Below are 20,905 nucleotides of genomic sequence, written 5' to 3' on the forward strand. Positions count from 1 at the left end.
TATGCAGATTGCGAAAAATTTTTCAACCTGCTTTTATGATTGTTTTGCCCAAGGAGCACCCGATGGACTATCGCCAGCTAGGCCGTACCGACCTGAACGTGAGTGCAATCTGCCTCGGCACCATGACCTGGGGCGAGCAAAACACTGAAGCTGAAGCCTTCGCCCAGATCGAAAGGGCCAAGGAAGCCGGGATCAATTTCCTCGACACTGCCGAAATGTATCCGGTGCCGCCCAAAGCCGAAACCTACGCCACCACCGAGCGCTACATCGGCAATTACTTCAAGAGTCGCGGTGACCGTGCCGACTGGATCCTCGCCAGCAAGATCGCCGGCCCCGGCAACACCATCGACTACATCCGCGACAAGAACCTGCGCCACAACCGCCAGCACATCACCGAGGCGCTGGACGGCAGTCTCAAGCGCCTGCAGACCGATTACATCGATCTGTACCAACTGCACTGGCCGGAACGCAGCACCAACTTTTTCGGACAGCTGGGCTACAAGCACAAGATCGAAGCCAACCTGACGCCGCTGGAAGACACCCTCGAAGCCCTCGACGAACAGGTGAAGGCCGGCAAGATCCGCCACATCGGCCTGTCTAACGAGACGCCGTGGGGCACCATGCGCTTTCTGGCTCTGGCCGAAGCCCGTGGCTGGCCGCGTGCAGTGTCGATCCAGAACCCGTACAACCTGCTCAACCGCAGCTTCGAAGTCGGCTTGGCCGAGATCGCCATCCGCGAACAGTGCGGCCTGCTCGCCTATTCGCCGCTGGCGTTCGGTTTCCTCTCCGGCAAGTACGAGGGTGGCGCCCGTCCAGCGAAAGGACGCCTGAGCCTCTACAGCCGCTTCAGCCGCTATTTCAACCCGCAATCCGAAGCGGCGTGCAGCCGTTACGTAGCCCTGGCCCGTGAACACGGTCTGGACCCGGCACAAATGGCCCTGGCCTTCGTGACCCAGCAACCGTTCGTCACCAGCAACATCATTGGCGCGACGACGCTTGAGCAACTGGACAGCAACATTGCCAGTTTTGATCTGAAACTGTCCGATGAAGTGTTGGCCGGGATCGAGGCGATTCACAAGGATCATCCGAATCCGGCGCCGTAACTGACCGCCAAAAGCTTCGCGAACAGGCTCGCTCCCACAGTGGAACACTGTACTTGTGGGAGCGAGCCTGCTCGCGAAGAGGCCAGTCGGATTACCTCAACAGCGGAACGCGGAGCGTCCCCGGCGGCATTCCCACGCAGAGCGTAGGAACGATCATCAAAGCGACCGCGCAATAATCTCTTTCATGATTTCATTGGTGCCGGCATAAATCCGCTGCACCCGCGCATCCGCCCACGCCCGGGCCACCGGGTATTCCCACATGAAGCCGTAGCCGCCATGCAGTTGCACGCATTCGTCGAGCACTTTGCATTGCAGGTCGGTGCCCCAATATTTGGCCATCGCCGCCGTCGGCACATCGAGTTTGCCTTGCAGATGCAGCTCCAGGCAGCGGTCAACGAAGACCCGGCCGATCTGGATCTCGGTGGCCATTTCGGCCAGTTTGAAGCGAGTGTTCTGGAAATCGGCAATCGCCTTGCCGAACGCCTTGCGATCACGGGTGTAATCCAGCGTCCATTGCAACGCCGCTTCAGCCGAGGCCAGGCCGCCAATCGCCACGGTCAGGCGCTCTTGCGGTAACTCCTGCATCAGATAGGCAAACCCGGCCCCCGCCTGGCCGAGAAGGTTCTCCTTCGGCACGCGCACGTCCTGAAAGAACAGTTCCGAGGTGTCCTGCGCCTTCATGCCGACCTTCTCCAGGCGCTTGCCTTTCTCGAAGCCCGGCGTATTCGCCTCCACCAGAAACAGGCTGGTGCCCTTGGCCCCAGCCTTGGGGTCGGTCTTGGCCACCACGATGACCAGATCAGCCAGAAAGCCGTTGGTGATAAAGGTTTTCGAGCCGTTGATCACATATTCGTCACCGTCGAGCACCGCCGTGGTTTTCACCCCTTGCAGGTCGGAACCGGCGCCAGGCTCGGTCATGGCAATCGCCGTAACCATTTCGCCCGAGACCAGTTTCGGCAGGTATTTGTGTTTCAGCGCCTCGCTGCCGTAATGCAGGATGTACGGCGCGACGATATCCGAGTGCAGGGAAAAGCCGATGCCGGTGAGTCCCAGGCGCCCGACTTCTTCAATCACCACGGTGCTGTAGAGGAAATCCGCGCCCAGCCCACCGTACTCCTCCGGCAGATGCGAACAAAGCATCCCCGCCTCCCCCGCCTTGTTCCACAGTGCGCGATCGATGTGCCCCTGCTTCTCCCACTGCGCGTGATACGGCACGGCCTCTTTTTCGAGGAAAGTTCGCACACTGTCGCGGAACAATTCGTGCTCGGGGCTGAACAGGGTTCTGGGGATCATGCGGCACCTTTCTTTGTTGTTGGAGGGATTCGGCTCTCAGAGACTAAGCCCGACTTCCGCTACGGGACACTGGACACATCCGACAAAAAATAAGACGATCCAGCCGTCTGGTGACCACTTTCCCTTATAAAAACAAAACAAAAGTTGAATTATGTCTAAGCACGTCTCCCCGCCCTTGCGGCGCGTCAGCATCCTGGCCATCGACCGGGTTTTCGCTTACACCCTCATGCAGGCCAAGGATTTTTTCCATGTGGCCAGCCTGCGTTACGGCAAACAACTGGGCCACGGCCTGACACCGGCGTTTGAAACGCGCCTGGTCAGCCCGGATGGCAAACCGGTGAAAAGCTTCAGCGACGTGGTCATGCCGGTCGACGGTGGCCTGGAAAACGCCGATGTGATCATCCTCCCGGCGTTCTGGGACGACTTCGATACGCTGTGCGGCCGTTATCCGCAAATCCTGCCGTGGCTGCGCGAACAGCATGCGCGCGGCGCGGTGTTGTGTGGCGAAGCCACCGGGGTGTTCTGGCTCGCCGAAGCCGGACTGCTCAACGGCAAGGAAGCGACCACCTACTGGCGCTTCTTCAATGCCTTCGCCGAGCGTTTCCCCAAGGTCTATCTGAATCAGGACAAGCACCTGACCGATGCCGACAATCTCTACTGCGCCGGCGGTACTACCTCGGCATGCGATCTCTATATCTATCTGATCGAACGCTTCTGCGGCGCGAACGTGGCGCAAGCCGTGGCCCGCGACATCCTCTACGAAGTGCAGCGCAGCTATTCGCCGGGACGTATCGGTTTCGGTGGGCAGAAGCTGCATCAGGACGTGATCATCCTGCAGATCCAGCAGTGGCTCGAAGAGCATTTCGCCGACAAGTTCCGCTTCGAAGACGTCGCCCGCGAGCACGGCATGAGCATCCGCAACTTCATGCGCCGCTTCCAGACCGCCACCGGCGACAAGCCGCTGCATTACTTGCAACGCCTGCGCATCGAGACGGCCAAGGGCCTGCTTTCGGGCACGCGCAAGAGCATCAAGACCATCAGTTATGAGGTCGGTTACGACGATGCTAGCTTCTTCGCGCGACTGTTCCGCCAGCACACCGAACTGTCGCCTAACCAGTATCGGCAACAGTTTCAGCAGGCTGCGTAACTCAACTGCGCGATCCAATGTGGGAGCGAGCCTGCTCGCGAATACGTACTTACCTGCAACATTGACGTTGCTGACACTGCGCTTTCGCGAGCAGGCTCGCTCCCACAGGGAAAAACTTCAGCGCATAAAAAAGGCCTGCAATCGCAGGCCCTTTTTTGTCGCCGAGACTCCGCTTAAGGCTTGTGCGCCCGCGACAGAAACTCGTGGGATTGCATCTCCAGCAGTCGGCTCAGCGTGCGCTGAAACTCGAAGGTCAGGCGTCCGCCGGTGTACAGATCCTTCAACTCGACTTCAGCAGAAATGATCAGCTTGACGTTGCGATCGTAGAACTCGTCGACCATGTTGATGAAGCGCCGGGCGATGTCGTCGGTGGTGACGCTCATCTGCTCGACGCCGCTGAGCAGCACGGCGTGGAAAATCTTGCCCAGTTCGATGTAGTCGTTCTGGCTGCGCGGGCCGTCGCACAGTTCGCGGAAGTCGAACCAGGCCACGTCGTCGCAGGTGCGCAGAGCGCGGATTTCGCGGTTCTCGATGATCAGCACATCGTTTTCAACCGCCGCCGTGCACTCCGGCGTCAGCGCCTTGAAGCTCTTGCGCAGGCTTTCGTGCGCGGCTTCGTCGAGCGGATAGTGGAACAGCTCGGCTTGCTCGAGGTGACGCAGACGATAGTCAACACCGCTGTCGACGTTGACGATCTCGGTGTTCTGCTTGATCAACGCGATGGCGGGGAGGAAGCGCGCGCGCTGCAGGCCATCCTTGTACAGGCCGTCCGGCACGATGTTCGACGTCGCGACCAGGGTCACGCCGTTCTTGAACAACTCTTCCATCAGCGTGCCGAGGATCATCGCGTCGGTGATGTCGGAGACAAAGAATTCATCGAAGCAGATCACCCGCGACTCGGCCGCGAAGCGCTTGGCGATGATGGTCAGCGGGTTCTTCTCGCCGCCCAGGGTCTTCATTTCTTCGTGCACACGCTTCATGAAGCGGTGGAAGTGCGTGCGGGTCTTTTCCTTGAACGGCAGCGCTTCGAAGAAGGTGTCGACCAGGTAAGTCTTGCCGCGACCGACGCCGCCCCAGAAATACAGGCCCTTGACCGGTGCCTGATCCTTTTTGCCAAACAGCTTGCCGAGCAAGCCCGGCTTGTTCTGGTCGGCGGCGATCAAGTCGTCGTACAGACGCTGCAAGTGACGCACAGCAGTTTCCTGCGCGGCGTCATGGAAGAAGTCCGGGCGTTTCAGATCAGCTTGATATCGTTCTAGGGGCGTCATAATTCGTTAGCAAGGCAACAAAAACGGGCCGTCACTGTAGCGACGGCCTGTGGGAATGGCAATCGGCCCTTGGTCGGGTCGTGCCGCCGATCAGTCTTGAGCTGGAGTCAGTGCGACGCGCAACGCCTCGATGGCGGCGTCCCGCGCACCGATGTTGGCAAACGCCGGGCTGTCGCCCACGCACTCACCGGCCAGCCAGACGCTGAAGCTCAGGTCATCAGTACGCACATCCAGCGACTCGCCGGACTGCAACTGTTTGGTCACCTGGCCGGCAGTCTTGCCGTCGGCGAAGTTGCGCGACAACAGCAATTGCTCGCCATCGGCCGCCAGCAGACGGAAACGGAAGCTGCCGTCGTCCTCGCGGAAGCTGACGAAACGTGCGGCTTTCGCGGCTTTCTTCTTGGTGGTGGCGGCGACCTGAACCTGATTGACGAAAGAACGCAGGCCAACGGCTTCACGCAATTCATTGAGGAACGGCGTGGCCACGGCGCGGGCCTTCTTCGCACCAATCTGCAGAATGTCTTCCAGATCCGCAGGACGCTCGATCAACTGGTGATACTTCTCGCGCGCCTCGCCCAGCTCATTGTCGAGCAACTGGAACAGGCGATTCTTCGCCTCACCCCAGCCCAAACCACCGAGCAGTTCGCTGCGGAACTCGTCAGCCTGCGCCGGAGTGGCGAAGGCCTGGAACAGAGTGAACAGGTGCGAGTTGTCCGGATCTTTCGCTTCGCCCGGGGCCCTGGAGTCGGTGACGATCCGCGAGATCGCGTCCTTCATTTCTTTCGCGCTGCTGAACAGCGGAATGGTGTTGTCGTAGCTCTTCGACATCTTGCGACCGTCGAGGCCTGGCAAGGTCGCCACGCTTTCTTCGATCAGCGCTTCGGGCATGGTGAAGAACTCTTTGCCCTGGCCGAACAGATGGTTGAAACGCTGACCGATATCGCGGGCCATTTCCACGTGCTGAATCTGATCGCGACCGACCGGCACCTTGTGCGCGTTGAACATCAGGATGTCCGCCGCCATCAGCACCGGATAGCTGTAGAGGCCCATGGTGATGCCGGCATCCGGGTCTTCACCCGTCTCAACGTTCTTGTCCACCGAGGCCTTGTAGGCGTGCGCGCGGTTGAGCAGGCCCTTGGCAGCGACGCAAGTCAGCAGCCAGGTCAGCTCGGGGATTTCCGGGATGTCGGACTGGCGGTAGAACGTCACGCGGTCGACATCGAGGCCACCGGCCAGCCAGGTCGCGGCGATTTCCAGACGCGAGCGCTGGATGCGCAGCGGGTCATCGCATTTGATCAGGGCGTGGTAGTCGGCCAGGAAATAGAACGAATCGGCCTGGCTGTCGCGGCTGGCGAGGATTGCCGGGCGAATGGCCCCAGCGTAGTTGCCCAAGTGCGGCGTGCCAGTGGTGGTGATGCCGGTGAGAATGCGGGTACGGTTGGTCATGGGTAATCGCTTGTCAGACTGCAATCAATTCGAGAGACGCGGCAGCAGCAGATCCTTGAGATCGGTCAGCTTGCCGTGAAAAAAGTGTCCGCATTCTGCCACTTTCAGCAGCTCATGGGGGCGCTGGAGTTGTTCCGACCACTGGTAGACCAGTTGCGGATCGATGACTTCATCGGTTTCCGGCTGGATCACGGTCAACCCGCCGTGCTGCGGCAGTTGATCCTGTTCACCCAGACGCATCACCGCCGGGGCAACCATGAACAGGTGCTCAAGCTGCACGCCCTGGGCTTCGAGACGGCCGCCGAGACTTGCTGCAACAAATCCGCCGAAGGAGAAACCGAACAGGGTCAGCGGCAGATCCGGGTGTTTTTTCCGCAGCCATGTGGCGGCGGCCTGGGCGTCGTCGACTTCACCGGCGCCCATGTCATGCGTGCCCTGGCTGGCGCCGACGCCGCGATAGTTGAAACGCAAGGTGATCAGACCTGCGTCACGCGCGGTGCGCTGCAGGGTCGAGACGACCTTGTTGAGCATGGTGCCGCCCTGTACCGGGTTCGGATGGCAGATCAGCGCGATGCCGCGCGGCTGCTCGTTATCCAGGTAAAGGCTTTCCAATTGACCCACCGGGCCGTCAATAACTACAGGGGTTTCACGCATCAGCAAGGGAGGAACTCCGTGACCTCGAATCGGGTCGACTCGTCTAGCAAATTGTCTGTGCCAATCTATTGCGAGTGAATCGCGGTATACAGCGCAGGTTCGAGCCGTTAACGTAAAGCAAAGCCGTTTATAGAGGAAGGACTCGTGGAACACTCGCTCTTAGTTTGGTTGTTACCGACTCTTGCCCTGGTTGTGGGTGTCGCCATTGGATTCCTGATCGCGCGCGTTGCGCCGAACGCCGCACCGAGCCGCACGCAGCGTCAACTGGATGATATCCAGGAGCGTTTCGACAGTTATCAGAACGAAGTGGTCACCCACTTCAACAGCACAGCGATGCTGGTCAAGAAACTGACCCAGAGCTATCAGGAAGTGCAGGACCACCTCGCCGAGGGCGCCAATCGTCTGGCCCTGGACGAGCAGACCCGCCAGCGCCTGATCGCCGCCCTGCACGCCGACGCAGCGCAAGCACCTCGCGAACGCCTGACGCCACCGCGCGATCAGGAGCCACCGCGTGACTACGCACCGAAATCGCCAAATTCCCCTGGCATGCTCGATGAACATTATGGTTTGAAGAAGTAAGCAGTCTTCGCTGCGAACAAAAAGCCCCCGGACATTGCTGTTGTCCGGGGGCTTTTTTGTATCGGCTGATTTTGCGGTCACAACGCTGGCCTCTTCGCGGGCAAGCCCGCTCCCACAGGGGTCAGGTGTGGAACAAAGACTTTGTGGCCACCGCCAATACCGGTGGGAGCGGGCTTGCCCGCGAAGAGGCCGGCACTGCCCAGACAAAAAAATGCCCGATCACAGGATCGGGCATTTCTTCATTCAGGCAATCGCTTATGGATACTGCTGCACCGTACCCGGCTGTTGCTGCTGACCACCATACTGCTGACCCGGAATGGCTTTCAGGTTGACTTCAACGCGGCGGTTCTGCGCGCGGCCGTTGACGTCGCCGTTGCTGGCAATCGGGTTATCCGGGCCGGCGCCACGGGCCGACAGGTTGGCACCGCTGACACCTTGCGAGGTCAGGTAGGTCGCCACGCTCTGCGCACGACGTTGTGACAGGTCCATGTTGTGCTGGCGGCTGCCGGTGCTGTCGGTGTAACCGACGATTTCGATCTGGTTCTGGTTGAACTCCTTCAGCGAGTTGGCCAGGTTGTTCAACGGCTGGTAGAAACTCGGGGCAATGTTCGCCGAATCGGTGGCGAAGGTGATGTTGCCCGGCATGATCAGCTTGATCTGATCGCCCTGCCGCTGCACTTCAACGCCAGTGTTGGCCATGCTCGCGCGCAGTTTCTTTTCCTGCTGGTCGGCGTAGTAGCCGTAGCCGGCAGCGGAGGCACCGACGACAGCAGCGCCGATCAAGGCGCCCTTGCCACGGTTGTCGTGACCGATGGCGGCACCGGCGAGTGCGCCGGCCAGTGCACCGAGGCCACCGTATTTGGCGGTTTTGCTCATGCCTTGCGAGCCACCGTCGGCCTGACCCTGATTGTCATACGGATTAGGCGAGGCGCAGCCGGACAGCACGGCCACGGCAGTAGCGACAATAATCAAACGACGCGTGGTGAACATGGAGAGCTCCTGGTTTTCTGCATTCTGTGGTGCAGCGGCCACTGATCAATCAATGGACCTGCGCGGGCGTTGGATCATGACAATGCCTAAAAATTCCGCCCGCTGCCCGTGACAAAAAATTCAGGCACGCACAAACGGGTTCTCGCGCATCTCATCACCCAGACGCGTGTCCGGGCCGTGCCCGGTGACAACCGTTGCGTCCTCGTCCAGCGTATACAGCCGCTGCTTGATCGAACGCACGATGGTCGCCTGATCGCCACCCCACAAATCCGTACGCCCTACCCCGCGACGAAACAGCGTGTCGCCGGCTATCAACAGCTTAGCCTCGGAAAACCAAAAGCTCATGGACCCGGGTGTATGTCCCGGCGTGTGCAGTGCCACACCGCAACCGCAGGCTAGTTCTTCGTCATCGCTCAACCAGCGATCCGGCGATGGAACCGGGGTGTAAGGCACGCCGAACATTTGGCATTGCATCTCCAGATTGTCCCAAAGGAACTGGTCTTCCTTGTGCAGATGCAGGGTCGCGCCGGTTTTCTCCTTCATCTGCCCGGAAGCGAGAAAGTGATCGAGATGCGCGTGGGTGTGGATGATGCTGACGACTTTCAGGCCATGGGCATCGAGGCGCGCCATGATCAGGTCCGGGTTGCCGCCGGGATCGACGACGATGGCTTTTTTGGTGAGTGGGTCGCCGATGATCGTGCAGTTGCACTGGAGCGGGCCGACGGGGAAGGTTTCGCGGATAAGCGCAGGGCTGGGCGTGATCATGGAAAAATCCTGGACAGGGTCAACGCCGTTGGCAACGGCCGATGGCGAATTTTACCGTCGCTAGAGCAATAACCCCAACGCCTTCGCCCGCGCCACTGCCTGCGTACGCCGCTCGACCCCCAGCTTGCTGTTGATATGGCTGGCGTGGGTTTTCACCGTGTGCAGGGAAATGAACAACTGCTCGCTGATTTCCTGATTGGAACAGCCTTGGGCGATCAGGCGCAGCACCGCCAGTTCGCGGCTGCTGAGTTGTTCGGTAGCGGAGCTTTCCACGGCCGGGCGTGGCGCGGCTGTTGGAAAATGCGTGAGCAATTGCTGGCCGACCGCGTTGCAAGTGAGCGCCTGCAATTGTCCGCGCAACCAGTCGGCATGGTTTTTCAGCAGCGCATCAAAAGGCTGGTAAACGCCGCCGGCCGCAGCTTCCAGCGTCTGACTCAACACCTTGCGCGCATCGGGCTCGCGTCCACTCGACAGCAACAGCGCCACCTTCTGCGTCAACGCCATCACACTGAGCAACTGGCGTCCGGTCCGCTGGCCGTTTTCATGCAACACGTTCAGCCGCCCTTCGGCGAGCATAGGCTGCCCCTGAATCACATCGAGCAGCGCCTGTTGAAGTTCCACATGCAGCGGCAGCTGTGGATGAAACTCCGGTGGCGCCGCAGCGTTTTCGCCGGTGTAGGTCTGGCCCAATCGTGCAAGCCACGCCTCGGCGAGATCAATCCGGCCCTGGGCCAGCCACAGCTCGCATTTGACCAGGGTGATCATCGCCAGATAGTAGATCGGCGGCACGTCCCAGATGTGCATCAGGCGTTCGGCTTCGGCGAGTTCGGCGAAGGCCTTGGCGAACTCGCCGCTGGCGCCGTCGAGGCGGGCAATCACGCAGTGGCCGATCAGCACGCTGATGTCGCGACAGGCGCGCGCCTCGCCAATGCCGGCCAGCAGACGCACGCGTGCGGCTTGCGGCTGCAAACGCATCGCCAGCAGGAAACCTTCGTACAACGTCAGCCGCGCGCGTACAGCGTACAGGCGTTGCGGCGACAGACCGCGCAAGCGTTCCAGGCCCTGATGCACTTCATCGAGCGCACGCAGAATCTCGCCCCTCGATTGCAAGACTCGAGCTCTGTCGTAGTGAGCCAACGCTTCGAATAATGGATTGCCGACCCGTTGCGCCAGCTCGAGGGATTCACGGTTCAGGCCACGGGCGCGCCACAGATCACCGTCGGCGATCGCCAGATTGGACAAGGTCGACAGGCACATCAGCCGCTGGCCATAACGCTTGGCCGGCAGGCTCTCCAGCGCTTCACTGCAATAACGCAGGGTCAAATCGCGATGGCCGCGCCCGCGAGCGATGATCCCGCTCAGCGCCAGCCACTGCGCCAGCATCGACTTCTGCGCGGTGGCCGAAGGCGCCGGCAGGAAACGGCTCAAATGGCTGGCCAGCTCTTCAGCGGCGTCGAGCTGACAGGCCAGCCCCAAGGCCCAGCTGTAGAGCACGATCAGCCGTGGCGTGCTGATCAGCAGGCTGTCGGGCAAGTCCATTTTCCAGCGCAGCAGCATGCCGACGTTCTGCTCGGCGAGCAGCTGTTCTTCGGACAGGTTCTGTACCAGATTCGCCGCAACATCGAGATGCCCGGCACGCAACGCCTGCTCCACCGCTTCGTCGAGCAGGCCCTGCGCATTGAACCAGCGGCAGGCGCGCAAATGCAGGGTGGCGTTCGGCACCATCGCCTGGGCGATTGGCCGGCTGCGCAACAAGTCGGAGAACAAATGGTGATAGCGATACCAGTGACCATGCTCGTCCAGCGGCACCAGAAACACTTGGTGGGCGAGGAGAAAGCGCAGGATTTCCGCGCTGTCATGGGCTTCGCGGACCGCGTCGCACAGCTCGCTGCAAAAGCGTTCCTGCGGAGCGGTTTCGTAGAGAAACGATTGCACTTCGGCCGGCAAGCAATCGATGACTTCTTCGAGCAGATAGTCGCGTATCAACCCCTCGCCGCCGTTCAGCGCCTGCGGCAGCGCGGCATCGTTGCCCGCCTCGGCCACCGCCAGCAGCCAGAAGCGCAGGCCGGCGACCCAGCCTTCGCTGCGCTGGATCAGGCTTTCCAGTGCTTCGCCGCGCAGTGAGCTGCTGTGGCGGTCGAGCAAGGTCAGGGCTTCGTCGTGGGTCAGGCGCAAGTCCTGTTCGTGCAGCTCGAGCAACTGCCGCGACAGGCGCAGACGCGCTAGATGCCAGTCCGGGCGCTGACGGCTGGTGACCATCACCAGCAAGCCATCGGGCAGATGATTGAGGAAGAATTGCAGGCAACGATCCAGCACCGGCCCTTGGGCGAGGTGGTAGTCGTCGAGCACCAGCAGCAGCGGTGCAGCAGGATCGAGATGCAGCGCCAGCTCATCGAGCAGACCGTCGAGCCATTCTTCAAAAGCGAATGGCTGATGACGCTGACGCATTTTCAGCAGACCAAGAGCGCCAGCGCCCAACGCAGGAAAATAGTCCTGCAGACCTTCGAGCAAGCGCTCAAGAAAACGTCCGGGATCGCTGTCCCGTGGGCTCAAGCCCAGCCAGAGACTTTGCCAGTGCGCCGGCAGGCTCTGACAGAACTCCACCGCCAGCGAGCTTTTGCCGAACCCGGCCGGGGCGCTGACCAGCAGCAACCGACCTCCGAGCCCGGCCTGCAGACGCTGGCAAAGGCGAGGCCGCAAGACATAGCCATCAGGCAGCGGCGGGCGGAAAAAACGCCCGTCCAGTGCTGCGACGGTGATGCTTGCGGGACCCGGAAGTGGGGACAGATCAGTCATGGCCGGCTCTTGTTCGAAGGCGATTGGCGGCGTTGCAGATGTCCGCAGCCTAGCCTTAAACGAAGAGGTAATGAAGGTCACTGCTACAAATGGCTACAAAAAGGCTACAGACACAAAAACGCCCCGAACCGGTCGGGGCGTTTTCACGAGGATGCGGCCTCGGGTTTACGCAGGTTTAGCGAACACCATCCTGACGCAGAGCGGCCGGGGTGAAGTCGCTGGTGGTAGCGGTGAAGCCGAAGTCATACGCCTGCTTCTCTTCGTTCTTCATGCCCAGTGCCAGATAGCGGCCGGACTGCAGGTCGTAGAGGGTTTCGAGGGCGTACCACGGCACTTGCTTGTCGTAGTAGTTCTCGGCATGCGCCTCGGCTACACGCCACAGTTGGCCGCGACCGTCGTAGTGGTCGATGACCGCTGCCTGCCAGGTGTCCTCGTCGATGTAGAAGTCACGTTTGGCGTAGATGTGGCGCTGGCCTTCCTTCAGGGTCGCGACCACGTGCCAGACGCGGCGCAGCTCGTAGCGAGCCAGGTCCTGGTTGATGTGACCGGCCTTGATGATGTCCGAGTACTTCAGTTTCGGATCGTCGAGCTTGTAGCTGTCGGAGGCGATGTACATCTCTTTCTTGCCTTCGAGCTTCCAGTCGTAACGATCCGGCGCGCCGTTGTACATGTCGAGGTTGTCCGAGGTACGCAGGCCGTCGGCGGCAGTACCCGGGCCGTCATACGACACTTGCGGTGCACGGCGCACACGACGTTGCCCGGCGTTGTAGACCCACGCCGAACGCGGCTCTTTGACCTGGTCGAGCGTCTCGTGCACCAGCAGTACGCCACCGGCCAGACGCGCCGGCGCGGTCACTTTCTGCTTGAAGTAGAACAGGATGTTGCCCGGGTTCGCCGGATCGTAATCCTTCATCTTGTCGCGGAACACGAACTGATCCTGGAAGTACACCAGGCTGTACGAGCCGTTCGGTTGCGGCGTGGCCTGGGTCACCAGACGGGTCACGCTGCCGCCGCGATAACGGGTGATGTGGTTCCAGATCACTTCCACACCGGTTTTCGGGATCGGGAATGGTACGGCGGTATCGAAGTTTTCCAGACCGTTGCCGCCGGACACCAGGTTGGTGCTGGTGGCGTTCTTCTTGATCGCGGCGAACACGTCATCCGGCACGGTGGCGCCGCGATGGGACGGATAGACCGGCATCTTGAAGGTTTCCGGGTAGCGCTTGAACATCGCGTACTGGCCCGGGGCAAGCTTGTCCTTGTACTTGTCGACATCCTTGGCGGTGATGGTGAACAGCGGCTGCTCACTGGCGTAAGGGTTGGACAGGAAGCCCTTGCTGTCGACGCTGCCGGCATTTTTCGGCAGCGGTTTCCAGGCCGGGATCGAACCGTCGGCATTACCGGCCATTTCCGCGCCCATTGGCGTCAGGCTCTTGCCCAGTTTATCCGCTTCGGCAGCAGGCACCGCCGCCATGACGCTGGTCGCCAGCAGCGACAGGCCCAGAACACCGGCGTGGAACAGACTCTTTGTTATTTTCATAAATTCGTTCGTCCTGAAATGCAGTGCTTAGAAGTTCACGCCGAAGCTGAGCGCCACGAAGTCGCGGTCATCCACGGTGGTGTACTTGCCGTCGAAGAAATTGGTGTAAGCCAGGCTCGCGGTGTAGGTGTTCTGGTATTCGGCGTCGACGCCCAGGCTGACCGCTTTGCGACCTTCCTCGAAGTTGCCGCCAGGGCCTGGCGAGTAACCGCTCACGTCGTGGGACCAGGCCACGTTCGGCTTCAGGTTCACGCCAGCGAACACGTCGTTGTATTCCCAGATCGCCCGACCACGGTAGCCCCACGACATCGACGTGGTGAAGCCGTCGTTTTCGCAATTGCGGCTGCGGTTGTTCTGCGGCGAACCCGGGCCTGCGCCGTTGATGGTGCTGTTGTTGAGGATGTTGGCGCAGGTATCGACTGTGCCAGTAGCCGGCAACTCACCCGGACCGTAGACCGGATCACGGCCGTAACGCTTGTCGGAACGGCTTTCCAGGCCACCTACGTAGGTCGCGCCGACTTCACCGACGAGGGTCAGACGGCTGGCGCCCATGACCTGATCGAAGAAGTGCGTGAACGTTGTCTGGATCTGGGTGATTTCCTTGCGCTCGTAACCATGCAGATCCTGACCCGGCACGCCAGTGAGCAGCGAAGCGTTGGTCAGTGCACCGCCCAATGGACGCACGCCGGCAAACAGGATGTCGGTGGAGTTCAGTTGTACCGGCGCGTTCGGACGGTAGCTGATCTCACCGCTCCACGCCGTACCGGTAGGCAGGGTGGTGGAGAAACTCAGGCCGTAGAGACGAATGTCTTCCGGGTATTCGATGAAGTAATTCGAATTGCCCGCGACCAGCAGCGGTGCGAGTGCGGCGAACGGCCCCGGCAGCGCGGCGGCAGTGTTGTAGACCGACTGCGGTGCGCCGGTTGCACTGAAGATCGGCGCACGGCTGTGGTAGTTCATGAAGTACGCGCCGAACTCGGTGTCGAGTGGCTCGAACATGTATTTGAGGGACGCGCCCCACTGACCGCTGTCGCGCGCGTCACGGTCCGGCCCACGGCGCACCAGCACGCCTTCTTGGTCGACGTTCACACCGTTGGCGGCCAACGGCCCCAAAGCGATCGCCGGAATCTGCGAACGCTTGTTCAGCACGCGCAGATTGCTGTCGCAACCGTCAGCAACGATGTCCGGCTGGGAGAAGAAGGTGCCGCAGTTGTCGACGACGGTCTGGTCCCATTCCAGTTGGTAGAACGCTTCGGCCGAGAGGTTATCGGTGAGGCTCTGCGACACGTAGAACATGTTGACCGGAATCAGGCCTTCCTTGATCTCGGCGCCCGGACGACGGAACGCGGAGACGTCGATCGGGTTGATCGAGTTGATGCCGCCGCCGATGAAGGTACTTTCACCCCAGCTCACTACCTGCTTGCCCAGACGCACGGAGCCCGGCTGATCGGCAATCGCGTAGTTGTGGTAGACGAAGGCGTCGAGGATCTGCCCGCCGGAGGACTTGGCGCCCTCTTTGCGGTTGCTGTCGCTGATGTCCTTGAATTCGCGGCTCTCGTCCTTCAGTTCGAAGTCGTACCAGTATTTGCCACGGACGAACACGCCGGTGTCGCCGTATTTCAATTCAAGGTCATGGATGCCCTTGAAGATCTTCGAAAAGGTTTCGCCGCTCTTGAAGTTGGCGTGCCCGTCATCGGAAGTCTGCGACAGGCCACGGCCGCCGTTGTTGACGCCGATAAGGTTCTTGTTCGGGCTCTGAGTAGACCAACTGGCACCGATCGACAGGGACGAGTCGAACTGGCCTTCGATTTCACCGACGTTGAAACTGACGCCGAATGCAGGCCCGGCGAGCGAGGAGGCAAGACTGACCGCCAGAGGCAGTTTCGCCCGGCGCCAGAACTGGTTTACTGAGGTCATCGACGCTACTCCATGTGCATTATTGTTATGGCAGTGAGTACTTTTAAAAACGCTGTGGAGGACCGGGCGCCAGGGCTGCCCGAAATCGTTCCAGAGTTGCTCGCCCCGTTCAGTGCGTGTGCTCCGTTTTCAAAAAGTCCTTGAGCGGACTATAGCCAGCGGGTGGTAGTGCTTGATCCCTCTAAAGTGTGATTTGCAGCCGCCAACCACTCTGGAACAGTCCTTTCGCCAGTCCGACACACGTCGGCACGGCAAGGATGGCTGATTTTTTCGATTTCACAAGCCAAGCGCTTGCTTGGTGGGTCTGGCGCGCCGGTTTCGGCGCGCCAGCAGACACTCAAAGTGTCGAAAGGAAGGTGCTGTTGTTGGCCTGCCACTCGGTAATGTCGAGGCGAATGCGCTTCTTGTCGAGCTTGCCGACGCTGGTCTTGGGAATTTCGGTAACAAGGGCGATCTGACTGGGGATCGCCCACTTGCTCAAGTGTCCCAGCTCGACGAACGGCTTGAGGTGTTCCTTCAGTTCCCGTGCACCGATCACCTGCCCTTCGCGGACCACCAGCAAGGCAAACGGGCGCTCGCCCCACTGCGGATCGGCGATGCCCACCACTGCTACTTCGCGTACCGCCGCATGGCGGCTGATGAGGTCTTCGAGGTCAAGGGAGGAGATCCACTCGCCGCCGGTCTTGATCACGTCCTTGATGCGATCACGAATATCGATCACGCCCATGCTGTCGAGCGTGGCGACGTCACCGGTGTGCAACCAGCCACCGGCCCAGAGCTCGGCGCCCTTCTGCGGTTCATTGAAATAGCCTTCGGTCAGCCACGGCGCGCGCAGCACCAGTTCGCCCTGGGTTTCACCGTCGGCCGGAAGGAAATTGCCCTCGCCGTCGACAATCGCCGCTTCGACCAATGGCCCCGGCACGCCGGCCTTGATCCGGTAAGTGGTGCGCTCGTCTTCGCTGCCGGCCATCAGTTCGTCGTTGAGGTGCGCGCAGGACACCAGCGGCCCGGTTTCCGACATACCGTAAGCGGCCGTCAGCTGAATGCCACGGGCCTTGGCGTTTTCATAAAGACTACGATTGAGTGCGCTGCCGCCAATGACGATCTTCCAGCCGCCGAAGTCGGCACCCTGCGCGGCCTTGGCGTTGAGCAGCATCTGCAGGATGGTCGGCACGCAATGGGAAAAGGTGACCTTCTCCTTGCGCCACAACTCCACCAGATATTCCGGATCGTAACGACCCGGGTAGACCTGCTTGAGCCCGAGCATGGTCGCCACGTACGGCAAACCCCAGGCGTGGACATGGAACATCGGCGTGATCGGCATGTACACATCGTTGGTGCCGAGCAGCCGTACGCTGTCGATCGAACCCATGATCGTCGCCACGCCGATGGTGTGCAGCACCAGTTGCCGATGGGTGAAATACACGCCTTTCGGATTGCCCGTGGTGCCGGTGGTGTAGAACGTGGTGGCGACCGAGTTTTCGTCGAAGTCCTGGAAATTGTATTGCGCACTCGCAGCGGCCAGCAGTTGCTCATATTCGCCGACGAGGTTCGGCAGCTCTGCGGTTTTCTCCGGCAGATCGCTCAGCAGCAGGGTTTTCTCCACCGTGGTCAGCTGCGGCGCAATCGCCTGATACAGCCCGACGAACTCGCTGTTGACCAGCACGAAGCGGTCCTCGGCATGGTTCATGGTGTAGAGGATCTGCTCGGGCGACAGACGCACGTTGATGGTGTGGATCACCGCGCCGATCATCGGAATGGCGAACATGCATTCCAGATAACGGTGGCTGTCCCAGTCCATCACCGCCACGGTGTCACCGGCCTTGACCCCGGCAGCCGTGAGCACGTTGGCCAGCCGCGCAACCCGCTCGATCAGGGTCGGATAGCTATAGCGCAACTGGTCGCGGTAGATGATTTCGCGGGTTTTCTCGTAACGGGCGCCGGACATCAGCAACCGTTTGATCAGCAATGGATACTGGTAGGCCCCATCGGCCGGCGGAATGACCCGAGTCTGCAACATAAGAATCCCTTTTCTGACTGCACGGTGTTGGCGGAGAGATTCGTACTCTAGTGCGCCTGCATGACAGTCAAATCAGCCAAAGGAATGATTTGCAGAGCCGTACAAATGCTAGCTTTGCGCCAGCACCCCAGGTATCGGGAAATTGGATATGGCCCCTGTACCAGCTGCCGAAGGCTGCGATCTTTTGATTTGCTTATGAAAAGACAAGATCAAAAGATCGCAGCCTCGTTGCACTCGTCAGCTCCTACAAGAGAACAATGCGGCCCGGTCAGTGCATCTCGGTGAACGCGATTTTCACGCCGAGAGCGATCAGCACCGCGCCCATGGTGCGGTCGAACCAATGGCCCATGCGCGCGAAGCCGGCGCGCACGCGGTGTTGGCTGAACAGCATCGCCACCAGACAGAACCAGATCGCCGTCGCCACCGCCAGGTAAACGCCGTAACCGGCCTGCACGGCCAGCGGCGTGTGCGGATTGATCACCACGGTGAACAGCGAGAGAAAAAACAGCGTGGCTTTCGGGTTCAGGCCGTTGGTGACGAAGCCCGAGGTAAACGCGCCCCGCGCGGTGCGTACGCCGGTTTCCCGGTGCAAATCATCGGTGACGGTTTTCGCCGGTTGCGCGCGCAAGGCCTTGAAGCCGATGTAAAGCAGATACGCGGCGGCGGCCCACTTCAGCGCGTTGAACAGCACGATCGATTGCGACACGATCAGACCGATGCCGAGCAACGAATAGCCGACATGCAGGAAAATCGCCGAGCCCACGCCCAGCGCGGTCCAGGTGCCGGCGCGGCGCCCATGGGTCACGCTCTCGCGCACGACCACGGCAAAGTCCGGGCCGGGGCTGGCCACGGCGAGCAAGTGGATCAGGGCAACGGTCAAGAACTCGGTCCAGTACATGGGGGCTCCTCAGGATTCGAATGTTCACACTGGACTCATTGCCGAATGCTTTCCCTGTGGGAGCGAGCCTGCTCGCGAAAGCGCTGGGTAAGCCAACAGAGATGTTGACTGGGCCAGAGCTTTCGCGAGCAGGCTCGCTCCCACAAGAGTTCAAGGCATCTCGGTGTCGAGTAACCAATTGTTTCATCTGGTAGGCTCGGCAGAGTACGCCCTCCGCTCACAGCACAAAAGGTACAGTTGATGACGAACACGCGCCGCGCGGTATTCCTTGATCACCCTTCGCTGGATCTCGGCGATCTGGACCTCGGTCCGTTGCGCGAATGCTTCAGCGACTTGCAGCTGTTCGCCCAGACGTTGCCGGAACAGGTCAGCGAACGCCTGCACGGCGCCAGTGTGGCGATCACCAACAAAGTCGTGATCGACGCCGCTGCAATGGCTGCCAACCCGCAACTGAAACTGATCCTGATCAGCGCCACCGGCACCAACAATGTCGACCTCACTGCCGCCCGCGCTCACGGCATCACCGTGTGCAATTGCCAGGCTTACGGCACGCCGTCGGTGGCGCAACACACGATCATGCTGTTGCTCAACCTCGCCACGCGCCTGGCCGACTATCAGAAAGCTGTGAGCGCAGGCCGCTGGCAGCAGGCGAAACAGTTCTGCCTGCTCGACTACCCGATCGTCGAACTGCAAGGCAAAACCCTCGGCCTGCTCGGCCATGGCGAGCTCGGTGGCGCCGTGGCGCGATTGGCCGAAGCGTTCGGCATGCGTGTGTTGCTCGGACAGATTCCCGGGCGCCCGGCTCGGCCGGATCGCTTGCCGCTGGAAGAACTGCTGCCGCAGATCGACGCCCTTACCCTGCACTGCCCGCTCAACGAGCACACCCGGCATTTCATCGGCGCCCGCGAACTGGCCTCAATGAAGCCCGGCGCATTTGTGGTCAATACCGCCCGCGGCGGCCTGATTGATGAGCAGGCGCTGGCCGACGCTTTGCGCAGCGGTCATCTCGGCGGTGCGGCCACCGATGTGTTGAGTGTCGAGCCACCGACCCTGGGCAATCCGCTGCTCGCCGCCGATATCCCGCGCCTGATCGTCACCCCGCACAACGCCTGGGGCAGCCGCGAGGCGCGCCAGCGTATCGTCGGGCAACTGAGCGAAAACGCCCAGGCGTTCTTCAGCGGTGAGGCGCTGCGGGTCGTCAGTTGATAAACTGCGGCACTTTTTTTTCAAGGAGCAGTTATGGATCCGCGCAGTGAAGTACTGCTTCGTCAGGCCGAGTTATTCCAGGGTTCGCTGCTGTTGGCCGGCCTGCCCGCCGATGATTTGCTCGGGCGTCTGCCCAATGCGTTCGGCTGGTGCTGGCACGCTGGCGACCAAGCCGCACTGGACGCGCGTTTTGAGGGCCGCAGCCAGTTCGGCGTGAATGTCCCGGAGCGCGAGTTCGACAGCGCTGTGGTGTTCCTGCCCAAATCCAAGGACCTGACCGATTACATCCTCAACGCCGTGGCGTCGCGTCTGGCCGGGCGTGAGGTGTTTCTGGTCGGGGAAAAACGCAGCGGCATCGAAGGCGCATCCAAACAGCTCAATCCTTTTGGCAAGCCACGTAAACTCGACAGCGCGCGTCACTGCCAGCTCTGGCAAGTCACCGTGGCCAATGCGCCTGAAGCGAAATCCCTGGAAAGTCTTGCGCAGACCTACGAACTGCCCCTGGCCGAAGGGCCGTTGAAAGTCATCAGTTTGCCGGGCGTGTTCAGCCACGGTCGACTGGATCGCGGCAGCGCCCTGCTGCTGGAGCATCTGGACAAACTGCCGAGCGGCCATCTGCTCGATTTCGGTTGCGGCGCCGGCGTGCTCGGGGCTGCGGTGAAACGTCGCTATCCGCACAATCAGGTCACCTTGCTGGATGTCGACGCGTTCGCCGCCGCCAGCAGCCGTCTGACCCTGGCCGCCAACGGCCTGGAGGCGGAAGTGCTGACCGGGGACGGCATCGATGCCGCGCCAATGGGTTTGAGCGCGATTCTGAGCAATCCGCCGTTCCATGTCGGCGTGCACACCGATTATTTCGCTACGGAGAACCTGCTGCGAAAAGCGGCGAAACATCTGAAAAACGGTGGCGAACTGCGCCTTGTGGCGAACAGCTTTCTCAAGTATCAGCCGTTGATCGAGGAGCACTTGGGCGTGTGTGCGATCAAGGCTGAAGGCAATGGTTTCCGGATTTACCGGGCCAAGCGCGGTTGAAAATTTGTTCTTGCCCAATCGGATTTGCCTAGGCAGAATCCGCTCCGTCCTAGGGGAGTAGTCTCCCACGAGCGCCAAGCTCGTCCGGCATACGTCAACATACTTGATCCTCAGATCATGGCGTATGCGACCCAAGCGTCCGCACCAGACGGATCGCAGGGTTTGACAAGACCTATGACACGCACACCTTACCCGGGGCGGGAAGGCTGTACGTGTCATAGCCGTGTCGACCCGCCCCTTAGGAAATCCCT

General features: G+C 60.8%; 16 protein-coding genes and 1 riboswitch. Of the genes, 5 read left to right on the plus strand and 11 right to left on the minus strand.

Annotated features, from left to right (window positions below; all coding sequences use genetic code 11):
• Positions 1 to 62: 62 nt before the first annotated feature.
• Entirely contained in the window at positions 63 to 1,103 is a 1,041-nt protein-coding gene (locus ASG55_RS21655) for an NADP(H)-dependent aldo-keto reductase (RefSeq protein WP_056790225.1), read from the plus strand.
• A gap of 156 nt (positions 1,104 to 1,259) precedes the next feature.
• On the opposite strand, the gene ASG55_RS21660 is transcribed toward ASG55_RS21655, so the two are convergent.
• Positions 1,260 to 2,396, minus strand: a complete 1,137-nt coding sequence (locus ASG55_RS21660) for an acyl-CoA dehydrogenase family protein (protein WP_056790227.1) — start codon at positions 2,394 to 2,396, stop codon at positions 1,260 to 1,262.
• A 250-nt stretch (positions 2,397 to 2,646) separates the two neighbouring features.
• On the opposite strand from ASG55_RS21660, the gene ASG55_RS21665 reads away from it, so the two are divergent.
• Complete coding sequence (locus ASG55_RS21665) at positions 2,647 to 3,543, plus strand: GlxA family transcriptional regulator (protein ID WP_163012735.1); 897 nt, start codon at positions 2,647 to 2,649, stop codon at positions 3,541 to 3,543.
• 173 nt (positions 3,544 to 3,716) lie between these two features.
• Here ASG55_RS21665 and zapE read toward each other — a convergent pair whose 3' ends face one another.
• The 3 genes from zapE to ASG55_RS21680 form a co-directional block, all read right to left on the minus strand.
• A complete protein-coding gene (zapE, locus tag ASG55_RS21670) occupies positions 3,717 to 4,811 on the minus strand; it encodes a cell division protein ZapE (protein ID WP_016773254.1) in 1,095 nt (364 codons plus the stop codon).
• A 90-nt stretch (positions 4,812 to 4,901) separates the two neighbouring features.
• Positions 4,902 to 6,257 carry a tryptophan--tRNA ligase gene (locus tag ASG55_RS21675; protein WP_056790230.1) on the minus strand — a complete coding sequence of 452 codons (1,356 nt, stop codon included), beginning with the start codon at positions 6,255 to 6,257 and terminating at the stop codon, positions 4,902 to 4,904.
• 24 nt (positions 6,258 to 6,281) lie between these two features.
• Positions 6,282 to 6,911, minus strand: coding sequence for an alpha/beta hydrolase (locus tag ASG55_RS21680; protein WP_056790369.1), 630 nt, complete (start codon positions 6,909 to 6,911; stop codon positions 6,282 to 6,284).
• Between the two features lie 144 nt (positions 6,912 to 7,055).
• On the opposite strand from ASG55_RS21680, the gene ASG55_RS21685 reads away from it, so the two are divergent.
• Complete coding sequence (locus ASG55_RS21685; protein ID WP_016773251.1) at positions 7,056 to 7,490, plus strand: YhcB family protein; 435 nt, start codon at positions 7,056 to 7,058, stop codon at positions 7,488 to 7,490.
• A 255-nt stretch (positions 7,491 to 7,745) separates the two neighbouring features.
• Here ASG55_RS21685 and ASG55_RS21690 read toward each other — a convergent pair whose 3' ends face one another.
• The 7 genes from ASG55_RS21690 to ASG55_RS21720 form a co-directional block, all read right to left on the minus strand.
• Complete coding sequence (locus ASG55_RS21690) at positions 7,746 to 8,480, minus strand: OmpA family protein (RefSeq protein WP_041479972.1); 735 nt, start codon at positions 8,478 to 8,480, stop codon at positions 7,746 to 7,748.
• Between the two features lie 120 nt (positions 8,481 to 8,600).
• A complete protein-coding gene (locus ASG55_RS21695) occupies positions 8,601 to 9,242 on the minus strand; it encodes an MBL fold metallo-hydrolase (RefSeq protein WP_162245422.1) in 642 nt (213 codons plus the stop codon).
• A gap of 63 nt (positions 9,243 to 9,305) precedes the next feature.
• Positions 9,306 to 12,041: a LuxR C-terminal-related transcriptional regulator gene (locus tag ASG55_RS21700; protein WP_056790235.1), complete on the minus strand. Its 2,736-nt coding sequence runs from the start codon at positions 12,039 to 12,041 to the stop codon at positions 9,306 to 9,308.
• Positions 12,042 to 12,216: 175 nt separating this feature from the next.
• A complete protein-coding gene (locus ASG55_RS21705; RefSeq protein ID WP_024014265.1) occupies positions 12,217 to 13,581 on the minus strand; it encodes a DUF1329 domain-containing protein in 1,365 nt (454 codons plus the stop codon).
• A gap of 27 nt (positions 13,582 to 13,608) precedes the next feature.
• Positions 13,609 to 15,498 (minus strand): DUF1302 domain-containing protein, encoded by a 1,890-nt coding sequence (locus tag ASG55_RS21710; RefSeq protein ID WP_056790239.1) that lies wholly within the window; start codon positions 15,496 to 15,498, stop codon positions 13,609 to 13,611.
• A 337-nt stretch (positions 15,499 to 15,835) separates the two neighbouring features.
• Positions 15,836 to 17,518 (minus strand): fatty acid--CoA ligase, encoded by a 1,683-nt coding sequence (locus tag ASG55_RS21715; RefSeq protein ID WP_056790242.1) that lies wholly within the window; start codon positions 17,516 to 17,518, stop codon positions 15,836 to 15,838.
• Positions 17,519 to 17,786: 268 nt separating this feature from the next.
• Entirely contained in the window at positions 17,787 to 18,416 is a 630-nt protein-coding gene (locus tag ASG55_RS21720) for a LysE family translocator (protein ID WP_056790244.1), read from the minus strand.
• Between the two features lie 240 nt (positions 18,417 to 18,656).
• On the opposite strand from ASG55_RS21720, the gene ASG55_RS21725 reads away from it, so the two are divergent.
• Together ASG55_RS21725 and ASG55_RS21730 are read left to right on the plus strand one after the other, a co-directional pair.
• Positions 18,657 to 19,622, plus strand: coding sequence for a 2-hydroxyacid dehydrogenase (locus ASG55_RS21725; RefSeq protein WP_056790246.1), 966 nt, complete (start codon positions 18,657 to 18,659; stop codon positions 19,620 to 19,622).
• A gap of 33 nt (positions 19,623 to 19,655) precedes the next feature.
• Entirely contained in the window at positions 19,656 to 20,654 is a 999-nt protein-coding gene (locus tag ASG55_RS21730; RefSeq protein WP_056790248.1) for a class I SAM-dependent methyltransferase, read from the plus strand.
• A 39-nt stretch (positions 20,655 to 20,693) separates the two neighbouring features.
• Positions 20,694 to 20,818: riboswitch (yybP-ykoY riboswitch) on the plus strand.
• The last annotated feature ends 87 nt before the right edge of the window (positions 20,819 to 20,905 follow it).

Source organism: Pseudomonas sp. Leaf434 (assembly GCF_001425545.1).
Taxonomy (GTDB): domain Bacteria; phylum Pseudomonadota; class Gammaproteobacteria; order Pseudomonadales; family Pseudomonadaceae; genus Aquipseudomonas; species Aquipseudomonas siliginis.

Coding starts and splice junctions, on each gene's coding strand:
- ASG55_RS21655 (WP_056790225.1), top strand. CDS start 63: ATGGACTATCGCCAGCTAGGCCGTACCGACCTGAACGTGAGTGCAATC.
- ASG55_RS21660 (WP_056790227.1), bottom strand. CDS start 2,396: ATGATCCCCAGAACCCTGTTCAGCCCCGAGCACGAATTGTTCCGCGAC.
- zapE (WP_016773254.1), bottom strand. CDS start 4,811: ATGACGCCCCTAGAACGATATCAAGCTGATCTGAAACGCCCGGACTTC.
- ASG55_RS21675 (WP_056790230.1), bottom strand. CDS start 6,257: ATGACCAACCGTACCCGCATTCTCACCGGCATCACCACCACTGGCACG.
- ASG55_RS21680 (WP_056790369.1), bottom strand. CDS start 6,911: ATGCGTGAAACCCCTGTAGTTATTGACGGCCCGGTGGGTCAATTGGAA.
- ASG55_RS21690 (WP_041479972.1), bottom strand. CDS start 8,480: ATGTTCACCACGCGTCGTTTGATTATTGTCGCTACTGCCGTGGCCGTG.
- ASG55_RS21700 (WP_056790235.1), bottom strand. CDS start 12,041: ATGACTGATCTGTCCCCACTTCCGGGTCCCGCAAGCATCACCGTCGCA.
- ASG55_RS21705 (WP_024014265.1), bottom strand. CDS start 13,581: ATGAAAATAACAAAGAGTCTGTTCCACGCCGGTGTTCTGGGCCTGTCG.
- ASG55_RS21710 (WP_056790239.1), bottom strand. CDS start 15,498: ATGACCTCAGTAAACCAGTTCTGGCGCCGGGCGAAACTGCCTCTGGCG.
- ASG55_RS21715 (WP_056790242.1), bottom strand. CDS start 17,518: ATGTTGCAGACTCGGGTCATTCCGCCGGCCGATGGGGCCTACCAGTAT.
- ASG55_RS21720 (WP_056790244.1), bottom strand. CDS start 18,416: ATGTACTGGACCGAGTTCTTGACCGTTGCCCTGATCCACTTGCTCGCC.
- ASG55_RS21725 (WP_056790246.1), top strand. CDS start 18,657: ATGACGAACACGCGCCGCGCGGTATTCCTTGATCACCCTTCGCTGGAT.
- ASG55_RS21730 (WP_056790248.1), top strand. CDS start 19,656: ATGGATCCGCGCAGTGAAGTACTGCTTCGTCAGGCCGAGTTATTCCAG.